Annotated in this window: 8 protein-coding genes; 1 reads left to right on the top strand and 7 read right to left on the bottom strand. The window is 63.5% G+C overall.

Annotated features, from left to right (window positions below; translation table 11 throughout):
• Positions 1 to 2: 2 nt before the first annotated feature.
• Positions 3 to 2,534 carry a hypothetical protein gene (locus JWR51_RS22355; protein WP_299753057.1) on the bottom strand — a complete coding sequence of 844 codons (2,532 nt, stop codon included), beginning with the start codon at positions 2,532 to 2,534 and terminating at the stop codon, positions 3 to 5.
• Between the two features lie 938 nt (positions 2,535 to 3,472).
• Here JWR51_RS22355 and JWR51_RS22350 point away from each other — a divergent pair.
• A complete protein-coding gene (locus tag JWR51_RS22350) occupies positions 3,473 to 7,078 on the top strand; it encodes a P-loop NTPase fold protein (protein ID WP_299753055.1) in 3,606 nt (1,201 codons plus the stop codon).
• Positions 7,079 to 7,226: 148 nt separating this feature from the next.
• On the opposite strand, the gene atzF is transcribed toward JWR51_RS22350, so the two are convergent.
• From atzF to JWR51_RS22320, 6 genes are all read right to left on the bottom strand, one after another.
• The gene (atzF, locus tag JWR51_RS22345) at positions 7,227 to 9,032 is read right to left on the bottom strand and encodes an allophanate hydrolase (protein ID WP_299753053.1); all 1,806 of its coding nucleotides are present in this window, start codon (positions 9,030 to 9,032) and stop codon (positions 7,227 to 7,229) included.
• Position 9,033: 1 nt separating this feature from the next.
• Positions 9,034 to 12,567, bottom strand: a complete 3,534-nt coding sequence (gene uca, locus JWR51_RS22340) for an urea carboxylase (protein ID WP_299753051.1) — start codon at positions 12,565 to 12,567, stop codon at positions 9,034 to 9,036.
• A 228-nt stretch (positions 12,568 to 12,795) separates the two neighbouring features.
• Complete coding sequence (locus tag JWR51_RS22335; protein WP_299753049.1) at positions 12,796 to 13,398, bottom strand: urea amidolyase associated protein UAAP2; 603 nt, start codon at positions 13,396 to 13,398, stop codon at positions 12,796 to 12,798.
• Positions 13,399 to 13,409: 11 nt separating this feature from the next.
• Complete coding sequence (locus JWR51_RS22330) at positions 13,410 to 14,213, bottom strand: urea amidolyase associated protein UAAP1 (protein WP_299753047.1); 804 nt, start codon at positions 14,211 to 14,213, stop codon at positions 13,410 to 13,412.
• Positions 14,210 to 15,037, bottom strand: a complete 828-nt coding sequence (locus JWR51_RS22325; protein WP_299753046.1) for an ABC transporter ATP-binding protein — start codon at positions 15,035 to 15,037, stop codon at positions 14,210 to 14,212. The genes JWR51_RS22330 and JWR51_RS22325 overlap by 4 nt, the downstream gene beginning before the upstream one ends.
• Entirely contained in the window at positions 15,037 to 15,852 is an 816-nt protein-coding gene (locus JWR51_RS22320; protein ID WP_299753044.1) for an ABC transporter permease subunit, read from the bottom strand. Before JWR51_RS22320 ends, JWR51_RS22325 begins: the two co-directional genes overlap by 1 nt.

The following is a 15,852-nucleotide window of genomic DNA, read 5'->3' as shown; positions in this document are numbered from 1 at the left end:
CCTCAATTGGTCAGCAGCGTCGGGGGGGCGTCGGTGGATGGAGCAAGGCTGGCCTCGTGAACGGTGTTAACGGCAAATGTCTGCGAACTCGGCGCGCTCGCCGACAGTAGGCGGTGGGTAAGCGTGACCGTGCCGGCGTTGTCGCGGAAGCTGACGAGCCCGACATTACTGAGAAACATCAGCGTGCGCAGAAGGCGCGGCATCGTCATCGTCGCGACCGCATGGCGTTTCGCGAGCCCGACATAGCCGGCAAAGCTCGCCGCCGGATTGATGTCGGCAGAGAGCGGTGGCGGGTCGGGCGGGGCCCCGTTCTGGCCACCGGTGCGGGTGTCGCGCACAAGCTTGAGCCGCCATCGCCAATCGGGCGCCGTATCGATCGTAGTGCCTGCGGGCCAGCCGAGCACGGGCAGGAGCGCCGGCGACCGCCTCATGCGCCCGCGTCGGCCGGGGCTGATGTGCGAGCCTGCTGGCACCGTAATCTTCGCCGCGCCGTTCCACGCCAAGCGTTCGACCAGCACGCCACCCAGCAGGTCTTGAAAGACCGTATTCTTGCGGAACTGGCTTTCGATTTTGATTGGCCAGCCGTTGCGCGCGCCGCTCGACGTCAACTGGACGATGCGCGCCGGCGTCGCGTTCGTGCCCTTCCAATAGTCGAGCGTCAAAGAGCAGGCGAAGTGCACATCTCCTGATAAAATGACGACGCGCGGGTATCCGGCAAGCTTCTTGAGCAACGCTTCCTGGTGCCCTTCGTCGGCCGACCAGCCTTCGACATCGCGATGCTCGTCGCCATCGGTATATCTGACCGTCTGCTTCAGCTCTGCGGCGGCGTCATAGGGCTTGTCCTCCAGCATTTTGCTGATGGCGTTGCTACTGTCCTTGATCGCTGCCGTCAGCGGCTGGAACACCTTGTCGAACAGCGTTGGCCCCAGCACCGGTGCCGCCGAGACGACGACCAGCAACTCGCGACCATCGGTGAGCGGGCCGTCAGGAACCTGATCGCCCAATGTGCCCCCAAGCAGCTTCGGCGGCTTGGTTGATGCTGCGCTGCCGGTGTCGCGGCGGGTGCGCGTGTCGAGTACCAGCGTCCGGTGCCGCGGGCCGTCGACGCGATAATGCCAGCGCGCCCGCTTGTTTGCGGCTGCCCCAGGGAAACCAAGGGTCTCGTCCAGGCGGTTGGTCGCGCCCGAAGGAAAGGGGCCGTTGCCCGCGAAGACGCTTTCGGCCTCGGTCAGGAAATCCTTGTTGTTGCCATCGGCGGCGAACAATTTTGGATCATTGCCCCAGCCCTGAAACAGGCCATAGGCGAGCATGCCATTGCGGATGATCGCTTGCCCGGGGCGCTTGGAATAAACCCGGCTAAGCCAGCGCCCCGTCAGGTTCCAATCGTCGGTTATCTCATGATCGTCACAGATCATGTAGGTGATGCAATTGGCCAGCGCGCGCGCCGCCTTTGGCACCGCGTCGCGATAGATGCGGACCTTCGCTGTTTCCTTTTCGATCGACGCCAGCCCGTGATCCGGATCGTTTTTCCATCCGAGGAATGTGCCGCCCAGTGCGTCCTCGGGCTTGCTGAGGAAAGGTGTGGTATCGGCATTGTCGGGGGTAAGTTGGACGAACGTCGAAAACTCGTTGCCAAGCGCTTGCCAGACACGGCTACTCCAGGCGGCGCAATACATTGCCGCATACTCCCCGAAGCCAAGCAGGTGATTTCGGCTGTCAGTGGTCGAAAGGCGCGCCTTTTCGCGCACGATCAGCCCGCGGCGCTGCGGCGGAAACTTGTCGACGTTGAGCTCGAATTCCTGCCCGACGGTCTCGCTGACCGGAAACTTTTCAATGCCGCCCAAGAGATCGTTGCCAAGGCTGGTCAGCATCGGCAGCAGGGCGGTGCCGAGATCGTCGGCATAAATCTGGTCGCCCGTGAGATACAACTGCTGCGGGCGCTCCGCAGGGTTGAGCTTATTCGCCTTGATGAAATCGTCGAGCCAGGCCATCGCGTCATAGCCCTCGGCATTCGTCCGCCGGCAACTGGCATGGGCCATGCGCAGCGCCTCGATCGTCGCGGCGGGCATAACGAAGGAGGGCAGGCGGTCGGTGTCGTAACCCAGCGCAAGGTGCAGCGGCGCATTGAAGCCCGCGCTGCCTGCGACCAGGTCGGTCCCTGGATCGACGTTGGCGAGCCGGGCGCCGGCGGTTTCGTCCTTGAGCAACCCTTCGGTCCGCAAACTCGCTGCGCCGTCGACGGTGATGTCGTAGGAATGGAGCGACCCCGGTGTGAGGGCGACGGCCGGTGGGCCCTTTAGATCGATCGTGACGACCGCGATGTGTAGGTTGGCCCCGAAGCGCCTCGTCTGCATCTGGCCGGAGGCGAGTGGCGCGTCTCCCGACGCCACCGTGCCGGGTCCTGTCGACATTTGCGTGCCCGCCCACAATGTCATCCCCACCGTCGCCGAACGGCTGAGCGCCACCCAGGCGGAGCAGACGTCGCCATCGACCCTGCGCAGGATCGGGCCAGCTAGGATCAGCGGTAACGGCATCGGACGCCCGTGCGGATTGGAGCATTTCCCTGGGTCATGATCCACCTTTCCTGAGTACGACAGGTAAGTTCAGCGCCCCCCGTGGCGGGCTCTGTTTCGGAGTCGTTTCAGTCTCGACCGGTTAGGTACTCGCTTCGGTCCGGAGCGGTCGCTGGTTGCGCTGATGCATGTCGATATCGACATGGCAAGAGAACAGCACGGCAGGCATTTTTGCCCGGCAAGTCATCGCGCAGTGCCGAGATCTGTATTCTTTCAACATTGCCACCGAGGCCGCCGAAATCGGTATCGGGCATTGCCTGCAGGCATCAAATATCTGGCGGCTCAACTCCACGCGTGCGTCATGAATGACAGAAAACGAAGACATGTCGCGTCTTCATAGACTGTTGGAAATGAATATTGCACACGCTGACAAGCAGTCTGCGCAATATCCGCCACATATACCACAACGCAATCACCGCAATGGCGATGACTACATAGCTGCATTTGATTTGATTTACGACTGCCTCAGTCGCTCTTATGCGGCGACCTACCGGCCTTCTGGCCAAACTCGTCGTTTACTATATGCCGGCTCGCCATTTCCTTCAAGTTAGAAAAACCTAACAGATTTTACTGAGTGGATAATGGTAGCATCTACCAATTCCATAAATTGCCTGCCGCCAATAAGGCATTGATCGCGCAGGACAACATTGCTGTACCCGCTACGGTCAAAACCCGCCATACGGGATGTGAAAGCCGCAGTCGGCATCAAAGTTGTCGGGTAAAATTCAGGTCCGTCCATGACGTTGTAGGAAGGTTGCTGCATTCCAAAGCTAGATTGCTTGCCCAGAATAGCTCCTCAATTCAGATCCATGCACACCTCGTCTTGGGTGCATTATCCAGAATAGTGTTCGACCCTTCGGGGTGATATGATGTCAGGGGCAAGCTTGGGGAGGTTTACGATGGCAACGAACTTTGCTCAGCCCTCCGTGAAGACCGCAGGGAAGCAGGCGCCCTATACGCCAGAAACGCCCCTGGAATGGTCCACCTTAGAGGAGAACGCGCGAACGTGCCTCTTGGGCGCCGACACGGGGAGGTCGCCCTCACTCACGGACATTGCCGGCCGATGCGCTCATTTTGCCGCGGTCGACACCGCACAGCCGCGGCTCGTCATCGGGCTTGCCGCGGTGCTGGCGGCGTATATCCATGATGGGGCCAGGATCAAACCGGACCTTGCGCACGGAAACTCGGCAACGTGGCTGGTGGAGTGGGCGCTGCGCCATATGAAGCGCGCCAATCTGGACGCGCAAATCGACCTCCACCTCCAACATGAAGCTGAGATCCTGGCGCAGGGAAGCGAGGGCGCGGCGCTTGTGATCGATGACAAGGCTGCCAGCGTCATCGCGGCGGCAAACTCCTATGTGTCGCTCGTCACGCCCGGCAAGCCTCTCTCGGCCCGGCACGTCTTTGCCGCCATGCTCAATACGCGAGGCTTCGATAGCCTGCTCTCGGCCGAGCTGGGCAGGACCGTGACGCCCACCCAACTCGATGAGCTGCGCGGGTTTTTCATCAACAAGCTCAAGCTGAAGCCCGCCGGAGGCGAAAGCGTCGCCAAATGGGAGGAGGTCGTCCGGCCGCCGGCCCGCGAGGCGCAAACGCGAGCAGACGAGATCGATGCGCTCCTCACCGCCCTCAATGTCACGGTGCTCGACTCGATCCGTGACGTGCTGCTGCGTGCCACGGCCTACCGGCCCGCGGGTCATCCGCTCGAACCGGCGCATCTCCTTGCTGCGCTGCTCGAAACTCGACTGGACGCACAGCTTTCCGACGATGCGCCCTCGGCGATGCTGGCCAAAACTGGCCTCGTCGTCCTGCTCACGCGGCGAATTGCGCCAACGGCGGACAGGGCGGACCCATCCGATCCGCTGACCTTCGAAGCTGCGCTTGATGACATGATGCAACGCGGCTTCACGACGCAGCAGCAAGTGTTTCTCAATCCGGCGCTCGGGACCAAGGGCCTTATCGCCGCTATGCTGACGATGCCCTACGAGGTGCGCAACGCCGCATTCGCACGCCACGAGATCGTGTTCGAGAATATTCCCGCGCACTTCCGCGATGTCGTGCGCGATCGCCTGGCGGGTAAGCCGGAGCAGATGCGGGAGTGGCTGCGGGCGCTCGAATACGAATCCGCGACCTTGCCCAAACTAAACCATGACCAGCCCGGCCAGGGGCAGGCGCACGACAAGCTCGGCATCACCAACGACGCTCTAGCCCTCGCCAATGTCGCCGCCGGTTCGAGCACCAATTTGCCGCTCGCATTTGGAATCTTCGGCGCCTGGGGGGCGGGCAAGACCTTCTTCATGCGCATGGTGCAGGACCAGATTGCAGGCTTCGTTGCATCGGACGCCCGCAACGATGGCTTCGAGCACGCCATCGTACAAATCCAGTTCAACGCCTGGCACTATGCCGAGACCAATCTCTGGGCGAGTCTTGTCGGCCATATCTTCGACGAACTGGACCGCTGGATGACACGCAAGAATGGCGTCGGGGCCGCGGACCAGATTCTGCAGCGCCTCGCCACATCGCGCCAGCTTACGCTCGAAGCCGCGGCGGAACTGGCGATGCGCCGCAAGGAGCAGAAGAAGGCCGAAGGCCAGCTGGCCAAGGCGGAGGAAGAGCTAGCCCGGGCGCAAGTCGTAACCGCTCGCACTCCCGAGCTCGCCTGGCGCGTCGCCTTCGACACGGTGAGGAAAGGGGTGATGAGTGATCCCGACCTCAAACGGCAGCTCGGTGCCATAGGGACCGCAACCGGTGTGTCCAATCTGCTCAGCGAGAAGGACAAGCTGGCCGCGGCGATTGATGAGCTCAACCGCTCGGCATCGGCCGGGAACGTGGCGCTGGGAGCTTTGCGTGCGACGGTCGGCAACTGGCCGGCAGTGCTTCTTGCCCTTGCCGCCCTGCTGGTGGCGCCCGCAGTGCTGCTAGGCCTCTACTCTGCCCTCGCCGGGGCATTGGATTGGCCGGCGCTTGCCGGGATCGGTAGCGGCATCGAGGCCCTTGCTGGCCTGGTCGCAATGCTTTCGGTGTTCACCGGGTACTTTTCGTCCAGCGCCAAGACGCTGGCAGACAAGCTCACGGACCTGAAGCGGAAGGCCGACGAGCAGATCGCCTATGCGACGCAGAAGGAACTGCAAGCGGTTGCCGATGCGTCCGGCGAACTTGCCCGAAATGCGGCGCAGGTCGAGGAGGCCAGAATGCTGGTCCAGGCCACCAGCGAACAGGTGGCCACCGCGCTCAGGGACTACGCGGAGGAATCCGGGTCCGCGCTCCGCATCCGCCGGTTCGTGCGGGCGCGCGCCGGCGTCGATGGCTACGGCAAGCATCTGGGGCTCGTCTCTTCCATCCGCAAGGATTTCGAACAGCTGGAATCGCTGATGCGAAACGAGGACGAGCCGCCGCATCTGGAGGAAGCCCGACTGCACTACAAGGCCCGCGTCGATGCCTTGATCATGGAGAGCGGCAAAGCTCTCCACCCGGACGAGGTGGAGCAGCTTGAGAACACTGCGAAAAACGCGCGCGATCCCAAGGTCCTGGAGATCGTCCGGTTCAACCGGATCGTTCTTTACATCGACGATCTCGACCGGTGCGAGCCCGACAAGGTGGTCGAAATCCTCCAGGCGGTGAACATGCTGCTGAGCTTCCAGTTGTTCGTCGTAATGGTGGCCGTGGATGCGCGGTGGCTCTCCCGCTCGCTCGAAAAGCGCTACCCCGACTTCTTCGGCCCGGTCGGGCCCGTGGATGAAGAAAAGTACGAAAAAGCACTGGCCGGTGTCAAACCGGGCGTCAAAACCGCCAATGGCAGGCCCCCCAACACCGAGGCCCAGACCTGGGACGACAGGCGGGAACGCGCGACGGCGGCGGACTACCTCGAGAAGATATTCCAGATTCCCTATTGGGTGCCGTCAATGAGCGCCAAAGCCGGCATGTCGCTCGTCGGCGACCTTGTTGCCCCCGATCGGGCAGCAGGTGACACCGCTGGGTCGGACGCAATCACGCCGTCGGCCCCTGATTCAGTACCGACCGGTGAGCCACGGCACGAGGACGACCAGCAGCGGAGCGGGGCCCAGCCAAGCCGCGCGCTCGAGCTTACCAAGAATGAAATCGATACACTCATGGCCCTTTCGCCGTTCCTCGGTGGCTCGCCCCGGCGCGCCCGCCGCTTCGTCAATGTCTACCGCGTCGCCAAGGCGAGCCTTACACCGGGCGAGGTCAAGAAACTGGAGGCTGGGGAACACCGCGCGCTGGCGACCCAACTCGCCATATCGACTGGCGCCCCCAACGCCTTCGGCCCATGGATGGCCCTGTGCAAAAACGGCCGCGAGGCGCAACTGACCGAGCGAGTGCCGGACGAACTGGACCGCCGCAATATCGAGGGCGCGCTTAAGGCATTCAAGGCAATGCCGGGCGAGGGCAGGGACGTCCTCAAGAAACTCGCCGCCCAGTCACTTCGCGCCTCTCGCTTCAGCTTCGCCGCGCCCGACCGGCGATCACTCGACACGACGCGCTAGAGATCGCGTGTCGAAAACTACCTTGGCCCGCGGCGGGTCTCGGCCGGTGTGGGGCCGTGGCTAAGCGCACGAGTGCGGGCGACAAAGCCTTGAACGATGAGCCTCAGGCCAGTTTGGAGCCAGGTCAGCATTGCGTTGCCTCGAAATGTCATTGCAGGCTAGCGAGGTAAGCGCGCCAGCCACCGTATTGGGTGACTTCTTGGGCGCCAACCAAAGCATAGGGCTCGCAGAGGAAGCCGGAGACGGAGCTGCCGTCGTCGAGCGTGACCTTGCCGACACCCAACGGCGCCGGAATTCGAGCAACGAATTGGCCGAAGGCAGCGGGCGGTAATTCCCAGACCTCCACCTCCAGTCCGGTCCCGTTTAGGCCAGGTTCACGGATCATGCCGGGCTTGGATGGCACCGTGCCCGGCAGCGCATAGAGTCGATAGTCGCCCGCGGTACGGCAGCTTTTGATTAAGCGGCCGCCGGAACCGGTGAGTTCCTTGTTCAGAGGCATGCCGCTGAGATGTGCACCGACGACGACGATGGGGACCAAGGTGCTGGCCGCGGCCGGGACCTTGCTTGCCTCGGGCGGCGTTGCCGTCTTGTCGCGACCCATTCCACGGGCGGCAAGGCGATGCATCGCATCGGCCAAGGGTGCCAGTGCGTCGTCGGTGAAGGCGGGAGCGATCAGTGTCACGCCGGCGGGCAGGTGATCCTCGCGATCGAACCCAGCGGGAATGGCGATGGCGGCGCAGTCGAGCAGGTTGACGAAATTGGTATAGCGCCCGAAATGGCTGTTCTTGCGCACCGGATCGGCCAGCATCTCCTCGACCGTATAGGTCGTGGGCGAGGTCGGCAGCAGCAGCACATCGGCCTTGGCCCATGTCGCCTCGGTCTTGCGACGGAGCTCTTCCAGTTTGTATTTGCCGTTGAAGGCCTCGACGGCCGTCTTGCCCTTGGCGCCCTCGATGATGCTGCGGACCGTTGGGTCGAAATCGGCGGCATTGGTGGCGATGAAGCCCTCGACGGCGGCCAGACGCTCGGCGACCCAGGGGCCGTCATAGAGCAGCGCGGCGGCTTCACGGAACGGAGTATAATCGAACGGCACGATGGTCGCGCCGAGCGAACGGGCGTTTTCGATCGCTGCGTCATAAAGTTTTTCGACCTCAGCATTGCCGAAGAATTCGCGCTCGGCCCCTTCGAGCACGCCAATGCGGAGGCCACTTGTCGGCAGTTCCGCCCAGTTCGGACGGCGCGAGAACGGATCGGCAGCGTCGAAGCCCTCAGCGACCTTACGTATGGCGACGCCGTCGCCGACCGTTCCGGCAAAGATGGTGATGCAATCGACGCTGCGGCAGGCCGGCACCGCGCCGGTATTGGACAACAGGCCCGGCGTCGGTTTGATGCCCACCAGGTTCTGGAATGCAGCCGGGACGCGGCCAGAGCCGGCGGTATCGGTGCCGAGTGCGAAGGTAGCAAAGCCCGCCGCTACGGTCACGCTCGAGCCGGAGCTGGAGCCGCCCGAAACATAGGCCGGATCGAACACCGAGCGCGGCGCGCCATAGGGCGAGCGGGTGCCGTTGAGGCCGGTGGCGAATTGATCGAGATTGGTCTTGCCGATGACCAAGGCGCCGGCTGCTCGCAGGCGAGCCACGACAGTCGCGTCGACCTGGGGCCGATATTCGAATGCGGGGCAGGCGGCAGTCGTCGGCAGGCCGGCGACGTCAATATTATCCTTGACCGCGAAGGGGATGCCCCAGAGTGGTAGGCTGTTCGGCTGCGGCGATTTTTCCATTAGCGCCTTGGCGGCCGCGCGCAGGTCGTCGTCACTGGTCGGGGTGATGAACACTGCCTTATCGGGCCACGGCGCGCGGCGTTCAATGACGGCTTCGATGACGTCAAGTGGAGTCACGGTGCCGGCGGCGTAGAGGGCCTTGAGGCTGGCGAGGTCGAGAATGATTGGCAGCATGTTAAAGCTCCTCCAGCACGACGATGACATCGCCGGTTTTAACATTGCGGCCGGGTAAGGCACGGATATCGCGCACTTTTCCGGCCGCATGGGCGGTGACGGTGATTTCCATTTTCATGGATTCGATGATGGCCACGGCATCCCCGGCCGCAACCGGCGCGCCGTCTTCGACCAGGATTTTCCAGATGTTTCCCGGCACGCTGCTGGCAACGCCAAAGCAGCCAGCGGGGACTTCGCTCACCTGCACATCATTGCCGATATCATCGGCGATGAAACTGTCGAGGCCCTGTTCCTTCCAGCGCTGCCGTTCGGCATCGAAAGCGGCCTGCTGGCCGGTCTTGAACGCAGTGATCGACTCCGCATTTGCCGCCAGATCACGGGCATAATCGCCGTAGGAGAACTGCGTCTCTTCGATTTTGATCGGGTAAGCGCCATGCGGGAAGGCGGCGCGAGCTTCGGTAAGTTCCTGATGATCCACGGGAAAAAAGCGAATCTGGTCGAAGAAATTCAGCAGCCAAGGTTTGCCCGGTGTGAACTCGGGTGTCGAGCGCCAGGTATTCCACACTTGGATGGTGCGGCCCACCAGCTGGTAGCCGCCGGGGCCTTCCATGCCGTAGATGCACATATAGGCGCCGCCGATGCCGACGGCGTTTTCCGGGGTCCAGGTGCGAGCGGGATTGTACTTGGTGGTGACGAGACGATGGCGCGGGTCCATCGGGGTCGCCACCGGGGCGCCGAGATAGACATCGCCCAGGCCGAGCACCAGATAGCTCGCATCAAAGACGATCTTCTTGACCGCCTCGATGCTCTCTATGCCATTGATGCGACGGATGAATTCGATGTTGTCCGGTGCCCATGGCGCGTTAGGACGCACCAGTTCCTGATACTTCAACATCGCCACTTTGGCGTCTGGATCGTTCCACGACAGCGGCAGATGCACGATGCGGCTGGGCACAGTGATGGCTTCCGCCGGCGGCAGCGTGGCCTCGATTTCGGCGAGCAGGCCGAGCAGGCGCATGCGGGTGAGGGTAGTGCCGTCATAGTGGATTTGCAGCGAGCGGATACCTGGCGTTAAGTCGATAACGCCTTGTAATTGCAAGCTTTTTACGGCCTCCAGCAGCAGGTGAACCCGCAGGCGTAGCGCGATATCGAGCGACATCGAGCCGTATTCGACCAGCAGATTATCGTCGCCCTGGCGGCGATAGACGACCGGGACGGGGCCGGCATCGCTTTGGCCGACGATGGGGGAGCCCAGGTCCGATGGGCGGCGAATGGCGGGGCCGGCGATGGGATCGCCTTCCCGTGCGAGGGGATGGAAGCGGATGGTGTCGCCGGGCTTGAATTGACCCATCTTCCATTGCTCGTCGCGGGCGATGACGGCGGGGCAGACGAAGCCGCCAAGGCTTGGACCATCGGGGCCGAGGATGATCGGCATGTCGCCGGTAAAATCAATGGCGCCAACGGCATAGGCATTGTCATGCAGGTTGGACGGATGCAGCCCAGCCTCGCCGCCATCGGTGCGTGCCCACTTGGGGGCAGGTCCGATCAGGCGAACGCCGGTGCGGGCGCTGTTGAAATGAACCTCGTAATCGGTCGAGAACAGGGTCTCGATATCGCCAGACTGGAAGAAGTCCGGAGCGCCATGCGGGCCATAGAGAACGCCGACCTCCCAATGGCGAGCGAGGGGGGCTGGGGAGCCAGCATGCTGGATTTCTTGTTGCGGCTGGCGCGCGAGATGAAGGACCTGACCGGCTTTGAGCGTGCCGGTGGCGTGGCCGCCGAATTGGCCGAGCCCGAAGGTAGCGCGGGAGCCGAGCACGAGTGGCGCGGCGAAGCCACCGGCGACGGCGAGGTAGCTACGCTGGCCGGGGCCGTCGATGGTGCCGATAGCGAGGATGTCGCCGGCGTTGATGGCGATGGGCGCGTCGTGGGCGACGGGCAAGCCATTGAGTTTCATCGGCATTTTGGCGCCGGCCAACGCCACGACCACATCGGCGTGGAACCGTAGGGTCGGGCCGGCCATGGTGAGCTCGAGGGCGGCGGTGACGTCAGCATTGCCGACGAGCCGGTTGGCGTGGCGGAAGCTGTACTCGTCCATCGGGCCGCTTGGGGGGACGCCGACATGCCAGAGGCCGAGGCGGCCGGGGAGTTCCTGGATGCTGGATTGTGCACCGGGAACAAGGACTTCGACGACATCGGGGATGAAAGCGAAGTCGCGGAGGGCAGTAGTGGCGACCTGGCCGCTGGCAAGTAGATCGGAGGCGGCGATGGCGCGGAGATAGGCAAGATTGGTTTCGATGCCAGTGATCGAGGTCTGCGCTAGCACGGCACGCAAATTGGCAATTGCGGTTAGCCGATCGCTACCCGCGACAATGACTTTAGCCAGCATTGGGTCATAAAATGCGGTAACCTCGGTGCCGGTCTCGATCCAGGTATCGACGCGGGCGTAATCGGGGAACTTGACCTCGGTCAGAAGGCCGGCGCTGGGCTGGAAATTGGCGTGCGGGATTTCGGCGTAGAGGCGAACCTCGATGGCGGCGCCGGTCGGGGTCAGCGGGCCGGCTTGACCGATGACGTCCTCGCCAGCCGCTTGGCGGATCATCCATTCGACGAGATCGATGTTGAACACGGTTTCGGTGACAGGGTGCTCGACCTGGAGGCGGGTGTTGACCTCGAGGAAGTAGAAGTCCTCGCGGACGGGATCGTAGATGAACTCGACCGTGCCGGCGGAGGCGTATTGGACGGCAGAGCCCAGATCGGTGGCGGCTTTGTGCAGACGGGCGCGAACCTCATCGGAGAGACCGGGGGCGGGGGTTTCCTCGACAACTTTCTGGTTGCGGCGCTGGAGGGAACAATCGCGTTCGCCCAGGGCAATGACGCGGCCTTTGCCGTCGCCGAAGATCTGCACTTCGACATGGCGGGCGTCGGAGACGAAGCGCTCGATATAGACGCGCGCGTCGCCGAAGCTGGCAGTGGCGGTGCGCTGCACGCTGGCGAAGGCGGCGGCGAGGGCGGATGAATCGGCGCAAAGCTGCATGCCGATGCCGCCGCCGCCGGCGGTGGATTTGAGCATGACCGGATAGCCGACGGTTTCAGCGGCGGTCAAGGCCTCTTCGGCGCTGGCGAGCAGGTCGGTGCCGGGCAGAAGCGGCACGCCGCTGGATTTGGCCAGCTCGCGGGCGGTGTGCTTGAGGCCGAAGGCTTTGATATTGGCGGGGGTAGGGCCGATGAAGGCGATGCCTTCGGCGGCGAGGCGCTCGGCAAAGCCGATGTTTTCGCTGAGGAAGCCGTAGCCGGGATGGACCGCCTCGGCGCCGGTGGCGCGGCAGGCGGCGATGACGGCGTCGATGTTCAGGTAGCTCTCGGTGGCTGGAGCCGGGCCGAGGCGGACGGCTTCGTCGGCGAGGGACACCGCCTTGGTGAAGCGGTCAGCGTCGGAATAGACGGCGACGGAGGCGATGCCCATGGTTTTGAGCGTGCGGATAATACGCACGGCGATTTCGCCGCGATTGGCGATGAGGACCTTTTTGAACATCAGAGGAAGGCCCCCTCACCCGGCCCTATGGGCCGACCTCTCCCCCGAAGGGAGAGGTGTCGCTGCGCGACGAGGAAGCCGTTTTTCACTTCTCCCTGGGGGGAGAGGTCGGGTTGCGTAGCATGCCGGGTGAGGGGGCCTTTGACCGCTAGATGGTGGCTAAACGTCCTCCCGCCCCTGACCCCTCCCCACGAGGGGGAGGGAGAGGATGGAGCCGCGAGAACAGAATTATTCATTCGGCCCACCCGAAATCACGACGCGGATCGGCGTGGGGTTAAACCCGTTGCAGGGGTTGTTGACCTGGGGGCAGTTGGAGATGACGCAGAGGACGTCCATTTCGGCGACGAGCTCGACGTGATCGCCGGGGGCGGAGAGGCCGTCGACGATGGTCATTTGGCCGGAGGGCTGGATCGGCACGTTCATGAAGAAGTTGATGTTGGGGACGATGTCGCGCTTGGACATGCCGTGCTTGGTGACTTCCAAGACAAAGTTATCGCGGCAGGCATGCAGGTATTTGGTGTCGTGGCCGAAGCGGACGGTGTTGCTTTCGCACGAGCAGGCGCCGGCGGAGGTGTCATGACGGCCGCAAGAGTCTGCAGTCACCGTCAGCATGACATTGCCCTCGTTTGACATGATCTTGGTGCCGATGCCCACATAAGCATTGCCTTGCACGCGAAGGGTATCCTGGCCGCTATAGCGCTCGGAAAAGTCGTCGGCCTTGTAGAACAGGGTATCGACGGCCTGCTGGCCTTCGCTGTCGATGATGCGGATGGTCTGGCCCTTGCGGACAATGCCGGACCAGGGCTTTTCGGCGGGGATGAGATAATCCATGTCGTGTCCCCTCAGACCAGCTGCATGGCGTTGTTTTCAAAGCCGCGAAGGGCTTCGGCGGTGGCGGTGCGGCAGAGGTCGTCCGCGGTTGGCGTAGGGGCGCGATAGCGCATGACCTCCACGGGCTGGGGTGCGTAGGCCGGGTTCGGATCGAACGGATGGGGGCAGTTGGAGAGGCCGATGATCACGTCCATCTCGGCGCGCAGTTCGACGTAATCGCCGGCTTGGCGCAGGTCTTCGCGCCAGACGAAGGTGCCGTCATCCAGCACGCGGACGGGGGCGAAGAAGGTCAGGGCGGAAGGAATATCGCGGCGGTCGAGGCCGAGCTTGCCGGCGACGAGGATGAAGTTGTCGCGCGTATTGCGAATGTCGCCGGGGTATTTGGCGGCGTTGGAGGCGGCGGTCGAGCCACCAACCAGGCCATCATGGGCGGACGAGGCGGCCTCGGTGACCGAGAACATGACGCGGCCCATATCGGAGAACAGCACGCGACCCTTGGCGATGGCGGTGGTCCACTGCACTTTCACCGTGTCCGGCAGGTTGAGGCGCTCGCTGGTGTCGGCTTCGCTCCAGGCGATCATGGAAATGGCAGAGGGGCCATTGGACTGGCTGAGGCGGATGGTGTCGCCGGCCTTGAGCATGGTCGACCAGTACCAGCCGCCGGGAATGGTTTCGGTGTGGATCGGATTGGCGATTTCAGCGGCAGGAATGGTGCTGGGACCGGGCAGGGCCTTGGGGGCATTCTGCAGGCCCTTGCGCTGATGTTCCTCGTAGCGCGCGCGATCGGCGGCGATCTGGTCTGGGGTGCGGCTCATGGTAAAATGTCTCCTTGTGGCGCCGGGTCGTCCTGGCGAAGGCCCAAAGGAATGACCGGGTCGTCCCGGTCGGGGGCAAAAATGGAGTTCTCGCCGGCAATGCGCGGCGGCCAGATATCAATGTCGCGACTGAGGACTGCGCCATAGCGTTCGCGTTCCTCCGGCCGGTCGCGGGGGCGCTCGAAGGCGATGACGCGAGTGCCCAGCGTGAAGGCTTCGCGCATGTCGTGAGTGACCATGACCACAGTGAGTTCGGTCTCGTGCCAGAGGCGCTTCATCAGCACGTGGATTTCGGCGCGGATGCCTGGATCGAGGGCGCCGAAAGGCTCGTCGAGCAGCAGCACCTTGGGCTTCATGATCAGCGCCTGGGCCAAAGCGAGGCGCTGCTGCATGCCGCCGGAGAGCTGGGCCGGATATTTGGTTTCGGAGCCATTGAGGCCGACTTCGGCGATCAGCGTCATGGCCTCATCGATCGCGGCGCGGCGCTCGGCGCCGAACAGGCGGGCGGCGATGGGCGAGCGCTTGAACACCTTGCCGAGCAGAACATTGCCCAACACGGTCAGGTGCGGAAACACCGAATAGCGCTGGAACACCACGCCGCGATCGGGGCCGGGCTCGGCGATCAGCGGCACGCCGTCGAGGGTGATGCCCCCCTGGGTCGGGGCTTCCTCTCCGAGCAGCATCTTGAGGAACGTGGTCTTGCCGCAGCCGGAGGGACCGACCAAAGCCACGAACGCGCGGGAGGCGATGGTGAGGGAGATTTTCTCCAGCACGATCTGGTCGCCATATTCCTTCCAGACCTTGTCGAGCACGATTTCGCTCATCAGCGTGCCTCCAGGTTGGACCAGGGGAAGACGGCGATGCGCAGGCGATCGAGCGCGAAATTGGTGATCACGGCGAGCAGCGTGATCCACAGGACGTAGGGGAAGATGATGTCCATCGAGAGATAGCGGCGGACGAGGAAGATGCGGTAGCCGAGGCCGGAATCCGAGGAGATGGCCTCGGCGGCGATGAGGAACAGCCAGGCAGGGCCGAGCTGGAGGCGCAGACAGGTGATCAGGCGCGGCAGCACTTGCGGGAGGACGACGCGCAGGGCGATCTGCCAGGACGAACCGCCCAGGGTTTCGGCCTTGATGATCTGTTCGCGGGGGAGCTCCAGCACCTTGAGCGCGAGGTCGCGGATCATGGCGGGGGCGACGCCGATGACGATCAGGGTGATTTTCGAGGTTTCGCCGAGGCCGAGCACGATGAAAAGAATGGGCAACAGCGCCAGCGGCGGCACCATGGAAATGGTGGCGACGAAGGGGGCGAGCAGGGCGCGGACATAGGGCAGCATGCCGATGACCATGCCGAAGAACAGGGCAATCAGGGTGGAGATGCCCAGCGCCGAGAACAGGCGGACGAGGCTGGCGCCGGTATCGGACCACAGCAGGTATTCGCCGGTGCGCGGGTCGGGCTGGAATGCCATGCGGTTGATGGCGTCGATGAGGGTTTGCAGCGCGGGGAGCAGCTTGTCGGCGGGATTATCGGCGAGGCGGGCGGCCGAGGTGACGCCGTAGGCTACGATCAGCAGCAGGAACGGCGCGAGCATCAGCGCGATCTGCGTGGCGCGGCTTGGTTTGGTGTTGATCCAGCGCAT

It is taken from the genome of Devosia sp. (genome assembly GCF_028290625.1).
GTDB lineage: Bacteria > Pseudomonadota > Alphaproteobacteria > Rhizobiales > Devosiaceae > Devosia.
The sequence above is the reverse complement of the archived record's forward strand: the minus strand, read 5'-3'. Positions and strand labels throughout refer to the sequence as shown.